This window comes from Pseudomonas sp. PLMAX, assembly GCF_046042685.1.
In the GTDB taxonomy this organism is placed as follows: Bacteria; Pseudomonadota; Gammaproteobacteria; order Pseudomonadales; family Pseudomonadaceae; genus Aquipseudomonas; species Aquipseudomonas putida_AE.
Genome location: NZ_CP064949.1, coordinates 7,052,267 through 7,069,231, shown reverse-complemented (window position 1 = coordinate 7,069,231; position 16,965 = coordinate 7,052,267). Strand labels below are relative to the sequence as shown.

18 protein-coding genes are annotated in these 16,965 nt (G+C 60.9%); 7 read left to right on the top strand and 11 right to left on the bottom strand.

Translation table 11 applies throughout. From position 1 onward, the window contains the following. Positions 1–264 precede the first annotated feature (264 nt). Positions 265–1,938: a putative bifunctional diguanylate cyclase/phosphodiesterase gene (locus tag DKB71_RS32360; protein ID WP_408599311.1), complete on the top strand. Its 1,674-nt coding sequence runs from the start codon at positions 265–267 to the stop codon at positions 1,936–1,938. 111 nt (positions 1,939–2,049) lie between these two features. Here DKB71_RS32360 and DKB71_RS32355 read toward each other — a convergent pair whose 3' ends face one another. Then, positions 2,050–3,444, bottom strand: a complete 1,395-nt coding sequence (locus DKB71_RS32355) for a NorM family multidrug efflux MATE transporter (RefSeq protein ID WP_408601180.1) — start codon at positions 3,442–3,444, stop codon at positions 2,050–2,052. Between the two features lie 157 nt (positions 3,445–3,601). Between DKB71_RS32355 and DKB71_RS32350 the strand changes: the two genes are divergently transcribed. After that, a complete protein-coding gene (locus DKB71_RS32350; protein ID WP_408599310.1) occupies positions 3,602–4,522 on the top strand; it encodes a LysR substrate-binding domain-containing protein in 921 nt (306 codons plus the stop codon). Between the two features lie 4 nt (positions 4,523–4,526). Here the strand turns inward: DKB71_RS32350 and DKB71_RS32345 are convergent, their stop codons facing one another. The 3 genes from DKB71_RS32345 to DKB71_RS32335 form a co-directional block, all read right to left on the bottom strand. Further along, complete coding sequence (locus tag DKB71_RS32345) at positions 4,527–6,020, bottom strand: YifB family Mg chelatase-like AAA ATPase (protein ID WP_408599309.1); 1,494 nt, start codon at positions 6,018–6,020, stop codon at positions 4,527–4,529. Between the two features lie 175 nt (positions 6,021–6,195). Further along, positions 6,196–6,366, bottom strand: a complete 171-nt coding sequence (locus tag DKB71_RS32340) for a hypothetical protein (RefSeq protein WP_408599308.1) — start codon at positions 6,364–6,366, stop codon at positions 6,196–6,198. Between the two features lie 26 nt (positions 6,367–6,392). After that, on the bottom strand, positions 6,393–6,917 hold the full coding sequence (locus tag DKB71_RS32335) for a Bro-N domain-containing protein (protein WP_408599307.1): 525 nt from the start codon (positions 6,915–6,917) through the stop codon (positions 6,393–6,395). 384 nt (positions 6,918–7,301) lie between these two features. On the opposite strand from DKB71_RS32335, the gene DKB71_RS32330 reads away from it, so the two are divergent. After that, positions 7,302–8,552, top strand: a complete 1,251-nt coding sequence (locus DKB71_RS32330; protein ID WP_408597974.1) for an IS256 family transposase — start codon at positions 7,302–7,304, stop codon at positions 8,550–8,552. Positions 8,553–8,639: 87 nt separating this feature from the next. Here DKB71_RS32330 and DKB71_RS32325 read toward each other — a convergent pair whose 3' ends face one another. Continuing rightward, positions 8,640–8,900 carry an accessory factor UbiK family protein gene (locus DKB71_RS32325; protein ID WP_274073700.1) on the bottom strand — a complete coding sequence of 87 codons (261 nt, stop codon included), beginning with the start codon at positions 8,898–8,900 and terminating at the stop codon, positions 8,640–8,642. Positions 8,901–9,321: 421 nt separating this feature from the next. Between DKB71_RS32325 and glnK the strand changes: the two genes are divergently transcribed. The 4 genes from glnK (at position 9,322) to sutA (ending at position 12,099) form a co-directional block, all read left to right on the top strand. Beyond that, positions 9,322–9,660: a P-II family nitrogen regulator gene (glnK, locus tag DKB71_RS32320; RefSeq protein ID WP_002555808.1), complete on the top strand. Its 339-nt coding sequence runs from the start codon at positions 9,322–9,324 to the stop codon at positions 9,658–9,660. A 35-nt stretch (positions 9,661–9,695) separates the two neighbouring features. Beyond that, positions 9,696–11,033, top strand: a complete 1,338-nt coding sequence (locus DKB71_RS32315; protein WP_046818496.1) for an ammonium transporter — start codon at positions 9,696–9,698, stop codon at positions 11,031–11,033. Positions 11,034–11,248: 215 nt separating this feature from the next. Then, a complete protein-coding gene (locus tag DKB71_RS32310) occupies positions 11,249–11,674 on the top strand; it encodes a secondary thiamine-phosphate synthase enzyme YjbQ (RefSeq protein ID WP_007989493.1) in 426 nt (141 codons plus the stop codon). Between the two features lie 101 nt (positions 11,675–11,775). Continuing rightward, on the top strand, positions 11,776–12,099 hold the full coding sequence (gene sutA, locus DKB71_RS32305) for a transcriptional regulator SutA (protein ID WP_007980816.1): 324 nt from the start codon (positions 11,776–11,778) through the stop codon (positions 12,097–12,099). Between the two features lie 157 nt (positions 12,100–12,256). Here sutA and DKB71_RS32300 read toward each other — a convergent pair whose 3' ends face one another. Genes DKB71_RS32300 through lptM form a run of 6 tightly spaced genes read right to left on the bottom strand, consistent with a single transcriptional unit; the run spans position 12,257 to position 16,875 of the window. Beyond that, positions 12,257–12,970: an HAD-IA family hydrolase gene (locus DKB71_RS32300; RefSeq protein WP_323625714.1), complete on the bottom strand. Its 714-nt coding sequence runs from the start codon at positions 12,968–12,970 to the stop codon at positions 12,257–12,259. Next, positions 12,970–13,866 carry a tyrosine recombinase XerC gene (gene xerC / locus DKB71_RS32295; protein ID WP_274073698.1) on the bottom strand — a complete coding sequence of 299 codons (897 nt, stop codon included), beginning with the start codon at positions 13,864–13,866 and terminating at the stop codon, positions 12,970–12,972. The genes DKB71_RS32300 and xerC overlap by 1 nt, the downstream gene beginning before the upstream one ends. 1 nt (position 13,867) lies before the next feature. Next, positions 13,868–14,593: a DUF484 family protein gene (locus DKB71_RS32290; RefSeq protein WP_408599306.1), complete on the bottom strand. Its 726-nt coding sequence runs from the start codon at positions 14,591–14,593 to the stop codon at positions 13,868–13,870. Positions 14,594–14,606: 13 nt separating this feature from the next. After that, positions 14,607–15,437 carry a diaminopimelate epimerase gene (dapF, locus tag DKB71_RS32285; RefSeq protein ID WP_323607182.1) on the bottom strand — a complete coding sequence of 277 codons (831 nt, stop codon included), beginning with the start codon at positions 15,435–15,437 and terminating at the stop codon, positions 14,607–14,609. 4 nt (positions 15,438–15,441) lie between these two features. Further along, the gene (gene lysA / locus DKB71_RS32280) at positions 15,442–16,689 is read right to left on the bottom strand and encodes a diaminopimelate decarboxylase (RefSeq protein ID WP_274073695.1); all 1,248 of its coding nucleotides are present in this window, start codon (positions 16,687–16,689) and stop codon (positions 15,442–15,444) included. A 12-nt stretch (positions 16,690–16,701) separates the two neighbouring features. Beyond that, positions 16,702–16,875: an LPS translocon maturation chaperone LptM gene (gene lptM / locus DKB71_RS32275; RefSeq protein WP_137807209.1), complete on the bottom strand. Its 174-nt coding sequence runs from the start codon at positions 16,873–16,875 to the stop codon at positions 16,702–16,704. Positions 16,876–16,965 lie beyond the last annotated feature (90 nt).

The window sequence follows — 16,965 nt, the reverse complement described above, 5'->3', positions numbered from 1 at the left end:
AGGTAAATTCAGGAGTCAGTCACGAAATGGGCCGGCATTTTAACAGGCTCAGCGAATTGTGCTGCTCTGTCCGACTTGTGACGTACAACGCGATCTGTATTTGCCGGTTTTGTTACTTTCACGCAGGATGCGCAACGAATTCGCGTCTAATGTTGGTAATTTCCTGATACAAAGGCCTCGTTTGAAGGCCATGTCCATTGGTCATTAGGGATTGGCGCGGCATAATGCGGTCGCCTACATCCATGCAGAGTCTAGGGAGCTAGCTTGTCTACGCCTGTCGAACCCTTGCGTTTGCTGCTACTGGCCGAAGAGCCAGCGTGGGCAGCGTTGTTGCGCGAGTGTCTGGCTCCGATGGGGAGCTCGGCCGTGCTCATCAGTGCGCCGAGCTGGGAATCGGTCAGCAGTCTGTTCGATGACAACCGCAGCGCGGTGTTGTTGACGATCCCGGCCCTCCAGCCGGCGGCCGGTCGTTGCTGCTTGCCGACGGTATTGCTGCTCGAGCATGAGCCCCTGACCCCGCCCGACGGTGTAAGTGACTGGCTGGTACGCGACCATCTCGACCCGGGCATGCTGCGCCGTTGCCTGCGCCATGTGCGTGAGCGCGGCGTACTGGAAACCACCCTGCAGCGCCTGGCCGAGCAGGATCCGCTGACTGGCATCGCCAACCGCCAGGGTTTCCAGACCTTGCTGACGGCGCGGCTGGCGGAAAACGATGGTCGCGGCCTGGCCCTCGGTCACCTGGACCTCGACAACTTCCGTTACGCCAACGATGCCCTCGGCCATCAGGCCGGTGATCGCCTGATCCTGCAGGTGGTCGCGCGGCTCAAAGGCCAGCTTGAAGCCGGTGATCAACTGGCGCGACTGGGCAGCGATGAGTTCGCCTTGCTGATCGACACCCGACGCGCTCCTCAGCGCGCCGAATGGATGGCCGAACGCATCACTGAAGCGTTGGCCGAGCCTTACTGGATCGACGGCGAAAGCCTGCTGATCGGCTCCAGCCTGGGCATTGCCCATGCACGGGCACAGGCTGGCGCCGACCCCCTGATGTGGCACGCGCATATCGCCATGCAACAGGCCAAGAGCACCCAGGGCTGCACTTTTCATATTTTCAACGAGCGCATCAACCGCAACGCCCGCAGCATCGCCGACCTCGAAACCGAGCTACGCCGGGCCTTGCGCCGTGATGAGCTGGAGCTGCATTACCAGCCCCGAATGAACCTTGAGGACGGGCAAATCGTCGGTCTCGAAGCCCTGGTGCGCTGGCGTCATGCCGAGCGCGGCTTGCTGCCACCGAGCGAATTCGTGCCGCTGGCCGAACAGAGCGGTTTGATCGTACCGCTGGGCTACTGGGTCATTTCCCGGGCGTTGCGCGATATGCAGGCGCTGCTTGAGCTGGGTTTGCCGCCGTTGCACATGGCGATCAACCTGTCGTTCCGGCAGTTCCAGGACAGCCAGCTGCTCTCGACCCTGAGCCGGCTGATTGCCGAGCGCGGAGTCGAGGCGCAGTGGCTGGAGTTCGAGCTGACCGAAACCGCGGTCATGCGCCGCAGCGACCTGGTCAAGCAAACCATGGACGCCCTTGGGCGCCTGGGCGTGCGCTTCTCCCTCGACGACTTCGGCACCGGCTTTTCCTCGTTCGTGCACCTCAACAGCCTGCCGATCACGCTGCTGAAGATCGACAAGAGCTTTGTCGGCGGCATGGAACAGCGCGAAGAAAACCGCCAACTGGTGCACGCGATGATCAACCTGGCGCACAACCTCAAACTGGAAGTCGTCGCCGAAGGCGTGGAAACGCCGGAGCAACTGGAATTGTTGCGCGGGTTCGATTGCGATCAGGTGCAGGGGTATCTGATCAGCAAGCCGTTGCCGTTGGCGGAGCTGGTGCAATACCTGACCTTTGACAGCAGCCAGCAGGTGCCGCTGGAAATCGTGATTTAAACACCAATGCAAAACTGTAGGAGCTGGCTTGCCAGCGAAGACGGTTTGTCATTCAACACATTTGTCGACTGACCCACCGCCTTCGCTGGCAAGCCAGCTCCTACAGGGATCTCATTCGGCCTGGATGGCGTCGAAGCGCTCTTGCGACGGCTCTCGCCGAATCATCCGCTTCATCTTCCACTCAAACGCCAGCGTCAGGCTCACCGCTGCGCAGGCCAATCCCAGCGCCAGGCCCCACCACACGCCCGTTGGCCCCCATTGCAAATGGAACGCCATCCACCATGCCGCCGGGGCGCCAATCAGCCAATAACAGCCCAGGCCCACGAGGAAGGTGGTCTTGGCATCCTTGAGCCCGCGAATGCAGCCCATGGCGATGGTTTGCGTGCCGTCGAACAGCTCGAACCACGCCGCCACGGCCAGCAGGCTCACGGCCAGGTCGATGACGTCGCGAAACGCCGGGTCGTTGTGATCGAGAAACAGCCCGACCAACTGATTCGGCAACAGCCAGAAGACCATCGCAAAACACAGCATCGCCGCCGCGCCGAAAGCCAGACCGACCCTTCCGGCCAGCCGCGCGTCCAGTAACTGCCCGGCGCCGTAATGCTGACCGATGCGCATGGTGATCGCGTAGGAAATCCCCGCAGGCACCATGAATGCCACCGACACGATCTGCAGGGCGATCTGGTGCGCGCCCAGTTGCGTGCTGCCCATGGTGCCCATGCACAAGGCGGCGAAGGCAAACAGCCCGACCTCCACGGCGTAGGTGCCACCAATCGGCAGGCCCAGGCGCCACAGTTCCTTCAGGTACTGGCGGTTGAGCCGCGACAAGCCCTGACGCAGTGGATAGGCATCGTAGGCCGGGTGCCGGCGAATGTGCCACGCCAGCGCCAGGGCCATCAGGTTGGCGACAATCGCCGTGACCAGGCCAATGCCCATCAGCCCCAGTTTCGGCAGGCCGAACATGCCGGTGATCAGTGCGTAGTTCAGCAGGAAGTTGGCCACGGTGCCGCCCAGGCTGATGACCATCACCGGTGTTGCCCGGCCGATGGCGCTGGTGAAACCGCGCAAGGCCATGAAGCTCAGGTAGCCGGGCAGGGCAAAGGGCAGGAAGATCAGGAATTGTCCGGCCGCCTGGACGTTGCTTTCGGTCTGGCCGAACAGCAGCAGTACCGGTTTCAGGTTCCACAGCAGAAGGCCGGCGCCCAGCGCCATCAACCATGCCAGCCACAAGCCGGCCTGGGTCAGCCGGGCTGCGCCGAGGATATCGCCCGCTCCCTGACGGATCGCCACCAGGGTGCCAACCGCCGCGATGACACCGATGCAGAAAATCGACACGAACGAATAGGTCGCCGCGCCGAGCCCGCCACCGGCCAGAGCCTCGGGGCTCAGGCGCGCCATCATCAGGGTGTCGGTGAGGACCATCAGCATGTGCGCCAACTGCGAGGCAATCAACGGCCCCGCCAGCCGCAGGATGGCCCAGAGTTCAATACGCGCTGGATGCTGCATGGTCATCACGCTCGGTTATCAAAGAGAACAGGAAAGCGTCGATTCTCGGCGCTCTGCGGCGTTTGCACAAAGGGATAAAAAGGATGGGTAACATGATTCAAACTCATGCTGAATAGTTTCTGCTAGGGTATCCAAAACCGCTGTAGGAGCTTTCCTGATGTCGCGTCGTCTTCCTCCTCTTTATGCCCTGCGCGCATTCGAAGCGGCGGCACGACACACGTCGTTTACCCGGGCTGCGGAAGAACTGTCGATCACCCAAAGTGCAGTCAGTCGGCATATTCGTACGCTCGAAGAGCATTTTGCCTGCCGCTTGTTTCATCGCAGTGGCCGCAACCTGCAGTTGACCGAATCGGCGCGCTTGCTGCTGCCGGGCATTCGCGAAGGCTTCACCGCCCTGGAACGGGCTTGCAACACCTTGCGCGCGGAAGACGACATCCTGCGCATGAAAGCCCCGTCGACCCTGACCATGCGCTGGTTGTTGGCGCGACTCAGTCGCTTCCGCCATTTGCAGCCGGGGAACGAGGTGCAGTTGACCAGCGCCTGGATGGACGTCGATTCGGTGGACTTCAATGATGAGCCGTTCGACTGTGCGGTGTTGTTGAGCAACGGGCATTTCCCGGCGGACTGGGAGGCGAGCTATCTCTTTCCCGAGGAACTGATCCCGGTGGGGGCGCCCAACCTGCTTAATGATCAACCTTGGGATGTTGAGCGTCTGATCAATACCGAGCTGCTGCACCCTACGCCCGACCGACGCGACTGGCGCAATTGGCTGGAACGCATGGGCCTGGCCGAGCAGGTGTCGCTCAAGGGCGGGCAGGTCTTCGACACCCTTGAACTGGGCATGATCGCGGCCGCCCGGGGGTACGGCGTGTCGATGGGTGATCTGCTGATGGTGGCGGAGGATGTCGCGCAAGGTCGCTTGAGCCTGCCTTGGCCCACTGCAGTCGCCAGCGGCGAGAAGTATTACCTTGTGTGGCCGAAAACCCGTCCGGGTGGCGAGCGCATGCGTCGGCTCAGTGACTTCCTGCAAGGGGAGGTCGGGGCCATGGAGCTGCCGGATGTCGTGCACCTGAGCTGAGTCGTTACTGCGTTGCTGGCCGATACTGCAACGCCTCGGCCAGATGCTCGCGGCTGATGTTGTCGACCTGCTCAAGATCCGCCAACGTCCGCGCAACCTTGAGCAGCCGGTGCGCTGAACGCAGGGAGAGGTTCAGCCGTTCACACGCGGTTTCCAGCCAGTTTTCATCGACTGTGGATAACTTGCAGTGCTTGCGCAGCCCTGGCAGATCGAGAAAGGCATTGGCACAGCCCTGACGCGTCTGTTGGCGCTCGCGTGCCTCGGCCACTATCAATGCAGCGCTGGCGCTGTCCTCTCCAGGTTTCACGGGAGGATTGAGCGCCGTGGCCTCCCGTGCCACGGTCAGGTGCAGGTCGATCCGATCCAGCAACGGGCCCGACAGCTTGTTGCGGTAGCGTTGCACCATGTCCGGGGTGCAGGAGCAGCGGCCCGTGGGTTCGCCAAGATATCCACAGGGACACGGATTCATCGCCGCCACTAACTGGAACCGCGCCGGAAACCGCACGCGATCCTTCGCCCGGGAGATCACGATGTAGCCGGATTCCAGCGGCTCCCTCAGGACCTCCAGCACCCTGCGTTCAAACTCCGGAAGCTCATCAAGGAACAAGACGCCGTGGTGGGCGAGGGTGATTTCGCCCGGCTGCGGTTTCGAACCGCCGCCCACCAGTGCAGGGCCTGAGGCAGAGTGGTGGGGCTGGCGAAACGGCCGATGCGGCCAATGGCTCAGCGGTACGCAACTGGTGACCGATTGAATGGCCGCCACCTCCAGCGCCTCGCTTTCGGACAGCGGCGGCAGGAGTCCGGGCAGACGGCTCGCCAGGAGTGTCTTGCCCGTCCCCGGCGGCCCGCTGAGCAACAGGTTGTGCGCGCCCGCCGCGGCAAGCAACAGCGCCCGTTTGGCCGCAAGCTGCCCCTGCACCTCATTCAGATCGGGATAGGGTTTGCTGGCGTAGAGCAAGCCATTGGAAACATAAGGCTCAATCGGCGTATGCCCATTGAAATGCGCGACAGCCTCCAGCAAATGATCCACCGCAATCACTTTCAAGCCCGACGCCAGGCACGCTTCCTCGGCATTGGCCCGCGGCACCACCAGCGAACGCCCGGCCTTGCGCGCCGCCAACGCCGCCGGCAATACCCCGCGTACGGCCCGGACCGCGCCCGACAGCGCCAGCTCCCCCAGGCACTCCACATCATCGAGCGTCAGCGTCGGCACCTGCACACTGGCCGAGAGAATTCCCAAGGCAATCGCCAGATCGAAGCGCCCACCGTCCTTGGGCAGATCCGCCGGCGCCAGATTCAGGGTGATGCGCCGTGGCGGAAACTGCAGCCCCGAATTGATGATCGCACTGCGCACCCGGTCCTTGCTTTCCTTCACCGCCGCCTCGGGCAGGCCGACCATGGTCAGCGATGGCAAACCATTGGCCAGATGGACTTCAACGGTGACAGCGGGCGCATCCACGCCAATTTGGGCGCGGCTGTGGACAATGGAGAGGGACATGGTCGTTCCTTGAAATGACGGAGGCCGCTTCCTGCGGGTTTTTCAAGGGTAGACAGAAGATGAGGGTTTCGCGTTGGGGTAGAGAAGTTGAATTTTCGCTGGATGTTGCGAGTCATCCTGGAGCGTGCTGACTCACAAAAAAACCGCCATGCAGGCAGTTCGTCTGTCGACAGGGTCAGGCTCTTTTGCCAGCAAGCAGGCCCGCAGGTTCAAGGTCTTTACCGTGGGAGGCAGCAACATCAAGGAATCGTTGTTGATTGGCTGAAATATTGCCAGCCAGCCGAAGCGCTTCAGCATGATATTGAACGATGAGTAACAGCCTGGCTTTTCGCTTTTTGTGAATCATGGACACCTCCTGTATCTGGGGATTATTCAAAGCGACTGCAACACTCGTGAAGCCCGCTTCCACCACGGGGTCACCGGACTTCTTGCCTGCTCCTGCTCTGTAATCATCTGCGGCACATCCTGCAAGCGAATCCACGGCTGGTTGTTCCAGTGCAACAAGCTCAATGACATGTCCGGCCAGTTGATGAGGCTTAGTTGCGGGCGTTCGATTGTGGTGGGGTGTTGGGCGTCTCGCAGAGTGGGAACGACTTCGTGGGTGAGCCATTCACGCAGGGCTCGGTACTCGGGGCAATGGTGATAGACGAGGAGCGCGTAGACGCCGGATTCGCTGATCAGCAGGGTGTTTTCGATGCGGCCGTAGATGAGGGTTTTGGTGGCTTGGTATTGGTCGGGATCGAGTTTTCGGAGTTGGCGGTCGTTTAGGTAGATACGTAGTAAACGGCCGAGGTCGCGGGCGCTGAACCAGGGTTGATTTTGCAGGAGTAGGGCGTGGAGGTGGAGTTTGTGGCGGGTGAAGACGTGTGGAATCAGGTAAGCATCATCTCGATTCATTGATACAGCTCCTTTTGCTTAAGGGCTGCCGGCAATTGTCGCCAAACAATTGGGTGGCAGTTGTACGCGGGTTGGCGAACCGGAGCAAAAGGAACCCGGCAGACCCGAAGGTCTCCCACGCACAACCGCCATGACTCGATGTGGCGGAGTGAATCCCGCCTTCGGATGGTCGTCGCACGCCTTAAGCATCCGGGTCGCCAAACCCAGTGCTGAACATTCAGCAGGGGATGAGCTTAGAGACTGGCTTATGGGCGACGCAATCGGACGGCGGTGTGATGTTTTGTAGGACGTTGCCGAGATGGTGGAAGGGCGGAACATCGAGGGTGTACTGAGGTTTGTGTAAACGGTCATTAGGCGCACACTGCCTACCCCAAGGAGTTTCAAATGACCGAGCCTAAGCGCACCAAGCGAGTCAAACCCGATCCTGAGTTGGTAAAACTGGCCGATAGCCTGTTGGCCAATTACCGAAAGCCAGAGGATCTGATCGGCGAAAACGGTCTGCTCAAACAGCTCACCAAGATGCTCGTCGAACGGGCCCTGGAAGCTGAAATGACCGAACACCTGGGTCATGACAAAAGCGCAGCGGTGACCAATGCCGAAGGAAATGCACGCAACGGCCATAGCGGCAAGACGCTCAAGGGCGACTTTGGCGAGCTACCGCTGGAGATTCCCCGTGACCGCCAGGGCATGTTCGAGCCTCAGCTGATATCCAAGCACCAGACGCGCTGGACCGGCTTTGATGACAAGGTGATTTCACTGTACGCCCGTGGCATGACTGTTCGGGAAATCCAAGGGCACCTGGAGGAAATGTACGGCACTGAGGTCTCTCCAAGCCTCATCTCGGCGATTACCGATGCGGTCAGTGAGGAGGTCAAGGTCTGGCAGTCGCGCCCTCTGGATGAGCTCTATCCGATCCTCTACCTCGACTGCATACACGTCAAAGTGCGTGATAGCGGCGCGGTCAGAACCAAAGCGGTTTACCTGGCCATTGGCGTCAACATGGACGGCCACAAAGAGGTGTTAGGGCTGTGGATCGCGCAGACGGAAGGTGCCAAGTTCTGGCTGCAAGTCGTTACAGAGCTTAGAACCCGCGGGGTAAAAGACATTTTCATTGCCTGTGTAGATGGGCTCAAGGGCTTCCCTGAAGCCATCGAAGTGGTCTATCCGCAAGCTTCGGTTCAACTGTGCATCGTGCACATGGTTCGCAATAGCTTGAAGTTTGTATCGTGGAAATATCAGCGTGAAGCGGCTGCTGATCTCAAGCTTATCTACCGGTCAACAACCGTCGAGATGGCCGAGCAGAAGCTGACCGATTTCGAGGCCAAATGGGATGATCGATACCCTCTGATCAGCCAATCCTGGCGCAAGAACTGGGCGAGGGTCATACCGTTGTTCGATTACCCGCCTGAGATACGGACGGTGATTTACACCACCAACGCCATCGAATCGATCAACATGAGCTTGCGCAAAGTCACTAAAAGCAGAGCCTCATTCCCGACAGACGATGCGGTCATGAAGCTCTTTTATCTCGCGCTGAACAACATCAGCAAGAAGTGGACAATGCCAATCAGAGACTGGGCGGGAGCGTTAAACAGGTTCAGTATCCAGTTCGAAGACAGGCTTGTGCAGGATTAACAGCAACGCCGTTTACACAAAATCCCGTACACCCCCGGAACATCAAAAGATCGCAGCCTTCGGCAGCTCCTACAGGGATCGCGGTGTTTACTCGGTTGGTGGAGTGAGCTTCGCTTCCATTTCCGCAACCTTCGCCTCTAGCGCCTCCAGCCGCGCCCGCGTGCGCGCCAACACCACCATCTGGCTATCGAACTCTTCACGACTCACCAGATCCAGCTTGCTGAACCCGCTCTGCAACAGAGCCTTGAACTGGCTTTCGATTTCGCTTTTCGGCAGTGGCGTATCGCCGCTGAAGAGGCGGGAGGCGGTGCCTGTCAGGGCGTCGAGGAAGTCTTTGGGCGCGAGCATGGGGGAATGTCCTGGTAGCAATGGCGGGCAGTGTATCACGCAGTGTCTATAGTCAATTCCGCAGGCAAGGGATGCACGCTTTTCGCGCATGCGGACGGACGGCATCGCACCGTTGTTGTGCGTAACCCGTTGGGTGTTGTCGTGAAGTAGTCGCGATCTGTTGGCAAAGGCTTGAAATCAATGTGTTTTGTGGAGATGGCAAGCTTTCTGCTTAGATGCTGATGACCCATGCACTGATGCAGTCGCTGTGACGAATGCAGTGCGCCAGGCGAAACGCGGGGAGTGTTTCGCAAGGAGCGGTTAACTGGCGTCGGACGGGCAGGTAAGGCCGACGATGCGTTACAAAGCCAGGCACTGCGCTTAGACTTGAGACGGGTTTGTTTTCCTGGGGCAAGTCCACCAAATTCGGGAGAGAGTTTTCATGAAGCTAGTCACTGCCATCATCAAGCCGTTCAAGTTGGACGACGTGCGCGAGTCGTTGTCCGAGATCGGCGTGCAGGGCATTACCGTTACTGAAGTCAAAGGCTTCGGTCGGCAGAAGGGTCACACCGAGCTGTATCGCGGCGCGGAATACGTGGTCGATTTCCTGCCAAAGGTGAAGATTGATGTCGCCATTGACGACAAGGATCTCGACCGGGTTATCGAGGCGATAACCAAGGCGGCCAACACCGGCAAGATCGGTGACGGCAAGATCTTCGTGGTCAATCTGGAACAGGCGATTCGCATCCGTACCGGCGAAACCGATACCGACGCAATCTAAGCCGCCACAAACCCAACGCCCCAGGAGAAAACAAAATGACTCTGCGTAAATTCGCAGGGCTAGGAGCCCTGTTGTCCATCGTAATGCCCAGCCTTGCTTTGGCGGCAGACGAAGTGGCGGCCCCAGTCCTCAACTCCGGCGACACCGCCTGGATGTTGACCTCGACAGCCCTCGTGCTGTTCATGACCATTCCCGGCCTCGCGCTGTTCTACGGCGGCATGGTTCGCTCCAAAAACATTCTTTCCGTGATGATGCAGTGCTTCGCCATTACCGGCCTGATCAGCGTCCTGTGGGTCATCTATGGCTACAGCATCGCGTTCGACACCACCGGTATGGAACAGGGCGTCGTCAACTTCAACTCGTTCTTCGGTGGCATGGGCAAGGCCTTCCTCGCCGGTGTCACGCCATCCAGCCTGACCGGCCCGGCAGCGCTATTCCCCGAGGCGGTGTTCATCACCTTCCAGATGACGTTCGCGATCATCACCCCGGCGCTGATCGTCGGTGCCTTCGCCGAGCGCATGAAGTTCTCCGCGATGCTGATCTTCATGGGCATCTGGTTCACCCTGGTGTATGCACCGATCGCGCACATGGTCTGGTCCGGCAACGGCGGCCTGATGTGGGACTGGGGCGTACTGGACTTCGCCGGCGGCACCGTGGTGCACATCAACGCCGGCGTGGCCGGTCTGATTGCCTGCCTGGTGCTGGGCAAGCGTAAAGGCTTCCCGACCACCCCGATGGCGCCGCACAACCTTGGTTACACGCTGATGGGCGCGGCCATGCTGTGGGTTGGCTGGTTCGGTTTCAACGCCGGTTCCGCTGCGGCGGCCAACGGCACGGCCGGCATGGCGATGCTGGTCACCCAGATCGCGACCGCCGCTGCGGCACTGGGCTGGATGTTCGCCGAGTGGGTCACCCACGGCAAACCAAGCGCACTGGGCATCGCCTCGGGTGTGGTCGCCGGCCTGGTAGCCATTACCCCGGCCGCTGGCACCGTAGGCCCGATGGGCGCTCTGGTGATCGGCCTGGCTGCAGGCGTGGTGTGCTTCTTCTGCGCGACTACGCTCAAACGCAAACTCGGCTATGACGATTCCCTGGATGCCTTCGGCGTACACGGTATCGGCGGTATTCTCGGCGCGATCCTCACCGGTGTCTTCGCTGCACCGTCCCTGGGTGGCTTTGGCACCGTGACCGACATCGCCGCGCAAGTGTGGATTCAGTGCAAAGGCGTGGGCTTCACGGTGATCTACACCGCAATCGTCACCTTCATCATCCTCAAGGTCCTGGACGCCGTCATGGGCCTGCGGATCACCGAAGAAGAAGAGGCGGTCGGCATCGATCTGGCGCTTCACAACGAACGCGGCTACAACTTGTAAGCACGCGCATGAAAAAAATTGCCCGGCTTGCCGGGCATTTTTTTGTCCGGGATTTGTCATTGAAGGGAGAGCTGAAAGGTTTTTTCCTACAGGTTTTACGATGTTTGCGCCGGGTGTATTTGTACGGTCGAAGGCTTACAGAAATGAAGGAATATTAGGGCCTTTGTTTTTTCCCAGAGCGCGCTAGAATGCGCCCCGAACGTGCGGAGAACTGTATGTGGCAACAGACTCTGATTACCCTGCGGGCGAGGCCGCGGGGCTTTCATCTGGTAACGGACGAGTTACTCGCCGGCTTGCCTGAACTCAAGGCGTGTCGGGTCGGTCTGTTGCACTTGTGGCTGCAGCATACCTCGGCGTCGTTGACCATCAACGAAAACGCCGATCCGGCGGTACGTCGCGACTTCGAACGATTTTTCAATCGTCTGATCCCACAAGGAACAGACGGCTATGAGCATAACGACGAAGGCCTGGACGACCTCCCGGCGCACTTCAAGGCCAGCGTGCTTGGCTGTCAGCTCAGTTTGCCGATTTCGGCGGGCCGACTGGCGTTAGGCACCTGGCAAGGCGTTTATCTGGGCGAGCACCGTGATCATGGCGGTGCTCGTAAAGTCCTCGCCACCGTGCATGGTGAAGGGGCATAACCGCTGGTCAGCAGCGGCTGTTGATTTTTTTCCGGCAGCCTTCGACAGAGGGCAAAGCTGGGCTATAACTAATCTGCTTTTCGCAAGTCATGAGGTAGAACATGAGCGACGATGATCTGGAAAACGACGACCTCGAAGTAGGCGACGACGACGAAACCGAAGAAGGTCTGGAAGCAGCGGCGGAAGACGTCGCTGAAGACGACGGCGGTGATGCCCCCGTTCCGACCGCCAAAGGCAAAGCCAAGGCAGCGGTATCGGTCGATGAGCTGCCGAGTGTCGAGGCCAAGAACAAGGAACGTGACGCCCTGGCCAAGGCCATGGAAGAATTCCTGGCTCGTGGCGGCAAGGTGCAGGAAGTGGAGGCCAATGTGGTCGCCGATCCGCCCAAGAAGCCTGACAACAAGTACGGTAGCCGGCCTATCTGAGGCTGCTACGCGCTTGCTGAAAAAGCCCGCCGTCGCTGCGGGCTTTTTCATGGGTGGCTCAAAATCGTGCGCAGATCCTGTAGGAGCCGGCTTGCCGGCGAAGGGGCCCTTGAATCTTGTGTGATCCTTGAGGCCGCCTTCGCTGGCAAGCCAGCTCCTACAGGTTCGGCGTCAGGCCATTCCACTGCGCCAACAACCCCGGCAATTCGGTCAGGCTGCGAATCTCGGCATCCGGCAAGCGCTCTGCTTCCCAGATTTTGCCCGCCGGGTTGAACCAGATCGCCCGCAGCCCTGCCTGCTGGGCGCCGGCAATGTCATCGCCTGGATGATCGCCGATATGCACCGCCGTCTCAGCGGTTGCACCACCGCGCTGCAATGCCTCATGGAACAGTCGCGCATCGGGTTTGGCGATGCCGATGTCTTCGGCGCACAACGCAAACTTGAAGTAGTCCGCCAGCCCCAACCGCCGCACATCGGCGTTGCCGTTGGTGACCACGCCGAGGGTGTAATGATTGGCCAGTGCCTGGAGGGTCGGTTGCACCTCCGGGAAGATCTCCAGCTGATGCCGGGCATGCAAAAACACTTCGAAACTCTGGTCGGCCAAGTCCGACGCTTCGACGTGGGCATAACCGGCTTCTTCCAGCGCTTGAAACAACACGCGACGACGCAAGGCACTGATGCGGTGTTTGAGCGCCGGTTCAATGCTCAGGATGCGCTCGCGAATGGCCCACAAATGCTCTACCGGCACCGCGCCCAGGTTGGGTGCATGTTCAGTCAGCCATTCACGCAATACGGCTTCGGCGCTGACGATCACCGGGGCGGTGTCCCACAGGGTGTCATCGAGGTCGAAAGTGATCAGTTGGAGGGTCATTAATCGTCGCCTTTCATGCGTTTGGCCCGTGGGTGGGCGCTGTCGTAGACGGTGGCCAGGTGTTGGAAATCCAGATGGGTGTAGATCTGCGTGGTCTTGATGTCCGAGTGGCCGAGCAGTTCCTGCACCGCCCGCAGGTCCTGGGAGGACTCCAGCAGGTGGCTGGCGAAAGAATGTCGCAACATGTGCGGGTGCAGGTTTTGTCCCAGTTCGCGTTCGCCCGCAGCCTTGACCCGCAGCTGGATCGCCCGCGGTCCCAGGCGCCGGCCTTGCTGGCTGACAAACACCGCATCGTCCGCCGGATTGGCCATGGCCCGCAGTGGCAGCCACTCTTCCAGCGCCTCGCGGGCTTTTTTGCCGACTGGCAGCAGGCGGGTCTTGCTGCCCTTGCCATGCACCTGGACCATGCCGTCCGCCAGGTCCAGCTGATCGAGATTGAGCCCGGTCAGCTCCGACAGGCGCAACCCGGAGGAGTAGAACAGTTCGAGAATCGCCTGGTCCCGACGCGCCAGAAAGTCGTCTTCCACGCCACCTTCCAGCAGTTGCAGGGCACGGTCGGTGTCGAGGGTCTTCGGCAGGCGGCGCTCGCCTTTGGGCGGTGCCAGGCCATTGGCCGGATCGTGGTCGCAGAGGCCTTCGCGGTTCAGGTAGTGATAGAGCCCACGTACCGCCGACAGCAGTCGCGCCAGGCTGCGGGACGACTGACCTTGTGAGTGCAGGCGCGCGACCAGGCTACGCAGACGCTGGATGTCCAGCGCGGCCCAGCTGTCGATGTTCTGTTTGGCGCACCAGCCGAGCACTTTGTCGAGGTCGCGGCGGTAGGCCGAGAGTGTATGTGGCGACACCTGCCGCTCACTGCGCAGGTGTTCGCAGTAAGCGTCCAGTTGCCGTTCCATATCAGCGTACCGAGCGCAGGGAGCTGTTGAACCGTGGCAGCACGCGGCCCATGACTTCGGCGATGTAGCTCAGGAACAGCGTGCCCACCGAGCTCTTGTAGTGCTGCGGGTCGCGGCTGGCGATGGCCAGGATGCCGTGAATGCCTTGATGGCTGATGGCGACGACGGCGGTGGAGCCGATCTGCTTGCGCTGTTCTTCGCCGAACAGGAAGTCCAGCTCGTGCTCGCGCAGGCTGCCGCTGACGCTTTTGTCTTCCAGCAGCAAGCCGCCAATGGCCACCTGGGCGTCGGCGTGGGTCACCCAGCGACCCACCGGCATGGCGTTGTCGCCGAGCAGGATGAGGCTGACGAAGGGGACCTGGAAGTCCTGGCGCAAGCTGTCTTCGACGCAGATCACCACGTCTTCCAGGCTGGTGGCATCGAGCAGGGCGAGGATCAGTCGGCGGGTCTTGTCGAACAGGCGGTCATTGTCGCGCGCCACGTCCATCAAGTGCGACAGGCGATGGCGCAATTCGATGTTGCGGTCGCGCAGGATGGTCATCTGCCGCTCCACCAGCGATACGGTATCGCCGCGTCGGTGGGGGATGCGCAAGGACGCAAGCAAGTCTTCGTGCTCGACGAAGAAGTCCGGATGAGCCTCCAGGTACGCGGCAATCGCCGCCGCCTCCAGGCTTTCGGACGCTGATTCGTCGGGCTGTAGGGCGGGAACCTGGGGCTTATCGGTCATGGTTGTGGCTCACTCAAAGACGCACTTGTCCTTCATAAACGCGCACTGCCGGGCCGGTCATCATGACCGGTTGGCCAGGGCCTGCCCATTCAATGGACAGGCGCCCGCCAGGCAGGTCGATCAGCAGTGGCGAATCCATCCACCCCTGGCTGATCGCGGCGACGGCGGCGGCACAGGCGCCGGTCCCGCAGGCCTGGGTTTCCCCGGCCCCGCGTTCCCAGACGCGCAACTGCGCGCGGCTCCGGTCGATGACCTGGAGAAAACCGACATTGACCCGTGCCGGGAAGCGCGGGTGATGTTCGATCTTCGGCCCCAGTTCATGCACCGGTGCGTTGTTGATATCGCTGACCCGCACCACGGCATGGGGGTTGCCCATGGACACGGCGGCCAGCTCGACCGGCGTGCCATCGACGTCGACCTGATAGTTCAGGGCCTGCTCTGGCGCCTGGAACGGAATGTCGGCCGGCACCAGGCGTGGAGCGCCCATGTTGACACTGATCTGGCCGTCGCTGCGAACATCGAGCTCGATGATGCCGCTCTTGGTTTCGACACGGATCTGCCGTTTCGCGGTCAGGCGCTTGTCGAGCACAAAGCGGGCGAAACAGCGTGCACCGTTGCCGCACTGTTCCACTTCGGAGCCGTCGGAGTTGAAGATCCGATAGCGGAAGTCCACGTCCGGGTTGCTCGGGGCTTCGACGATCAGCAACTGGTCGAAACCGATGCCGGTGTGTCGATCGCCCCATTGCTTGGCATGCTTGGGCAGAATATGCGCGTGCTGGCTGACCAGGTCGAGGACCATGAAGTCATTGCCCAGGCCGTGCATCTTGGTAAAACGCAGCAGCATGGTTTTACTCCGGCAGCAGGCTTTCGCCAGCGAACAACTCGGCTACCGTCTCACGGCGACGCACTTCAAATGCCTGGTCACCGTCCACCAACACTTCGGCGGCGCGGCCGCGGGTGTTGTAGTTGGAGCTCATGACAAACCCATAGGCTCCGGCCGAATGCACGGCCAGCAGATCACCTTCTTCCAGGGCCAGCTCACGATCCTTGGCCAGGAAGTCGCCGGTCTCGCAGATCGGGCCGACGATGTCGTAGGCGCGCGCTGCGCTGTTGCGCGGGCGCACGGCGGTGACGTCCATCCAGGCCTGGTACAGCGCCGGGCGGATCAGGTCGTTCATGGCCGCGTCGACGATGGCGAAATCCTTGTGCTCGGTGTGCTTGAGGTACTCGACCTGGGTCAGCAGCACGCCGGCATTGGCGACGATGAAGCGGCCCGGCTCGAACACCAGCGCCAGGTCGCGACCGTCGAGACGCTCGCGTACGGCCTTGATGTAGTCGCCAGCCAATGGCGGTTCTTCGTCGCGATAACGTACGCCCAGGCCACCACCGAGGTCGATGTGGCGCAGGTAGATGCCGCAATCGCCGAGGCGGTCGACCAGGCCCAGCAGGCGATCGAGGGCATCGATGAACGGCGGCAGGGTGGTCAGTTGCGAGCCGATATGGCAATCGACGCCGACCACTTCCAGGTTCGGCAGCTGCGCGGCACGCACGTACACGTCTTCGGCGTCCGCGATGGCGATGCCGAACTTGTTCTCTTTGAGACCGGTGGAGATGTACGGGTGAGTACCGGCATCGACGTCCGGGTTCACGCGCAGCGAGATCGGCGCACGAACACCCAGCTCGGCGGCCACCACTTGCAGGCGTTCAAGCTCGTCGGTGGATTCGACGTTGAAGCAGTGCACGCCGACTTCCAGGGCGCGACGCATGTCGTCACGGGTCTTGCCGACGCCGGAGAACACGATCTTGTCGGCGCTGCCACCGGCGGCCAGTACGCGTTCCAGTTCGCCACGGGAGACGATGTCGAAACCGGCGCCAAGACGCGCCAGGACATTCAGTACACCCAGGTTGGAGTTGGCCTTGACCGCAAAGCAGACCAGGTGAGGCATGCCGGCCAGGGCATCGGCATACGCCAGGTATTGGGCTTCGATGTGCGCGCGCGAGTAAACGTAGGTCGGTGTACCAAAGCGATCGGCGATAGCAGACAGGGCAACACCTTCCGCGAACAGTTCACCGTCACGGTAGTTAAAAGCGTCCATGATGTTCCCTTATTATTGGTAGACGTCGTGCTTGTGCGATTTGGACGGCTGCTTTTGCGAGGACTGAGCCTGCTCTGCCGGGTCCTGGTCCTCATCGGGCAGGTACAGCGGGCCTTTTTGACCGCAGGCCGACACCAGGCAGGCAACCGCGAGGAGCGCAGCAAGGGAAGAGATCAGGCGCTTCATGGCGAAATCCTTGAAAATGCATTAATTGCGCCAGAGTATACCGGCCACCCGGCAGCTTGCCTATGCGACGGGGCTCCCGTCCGGCGGGCC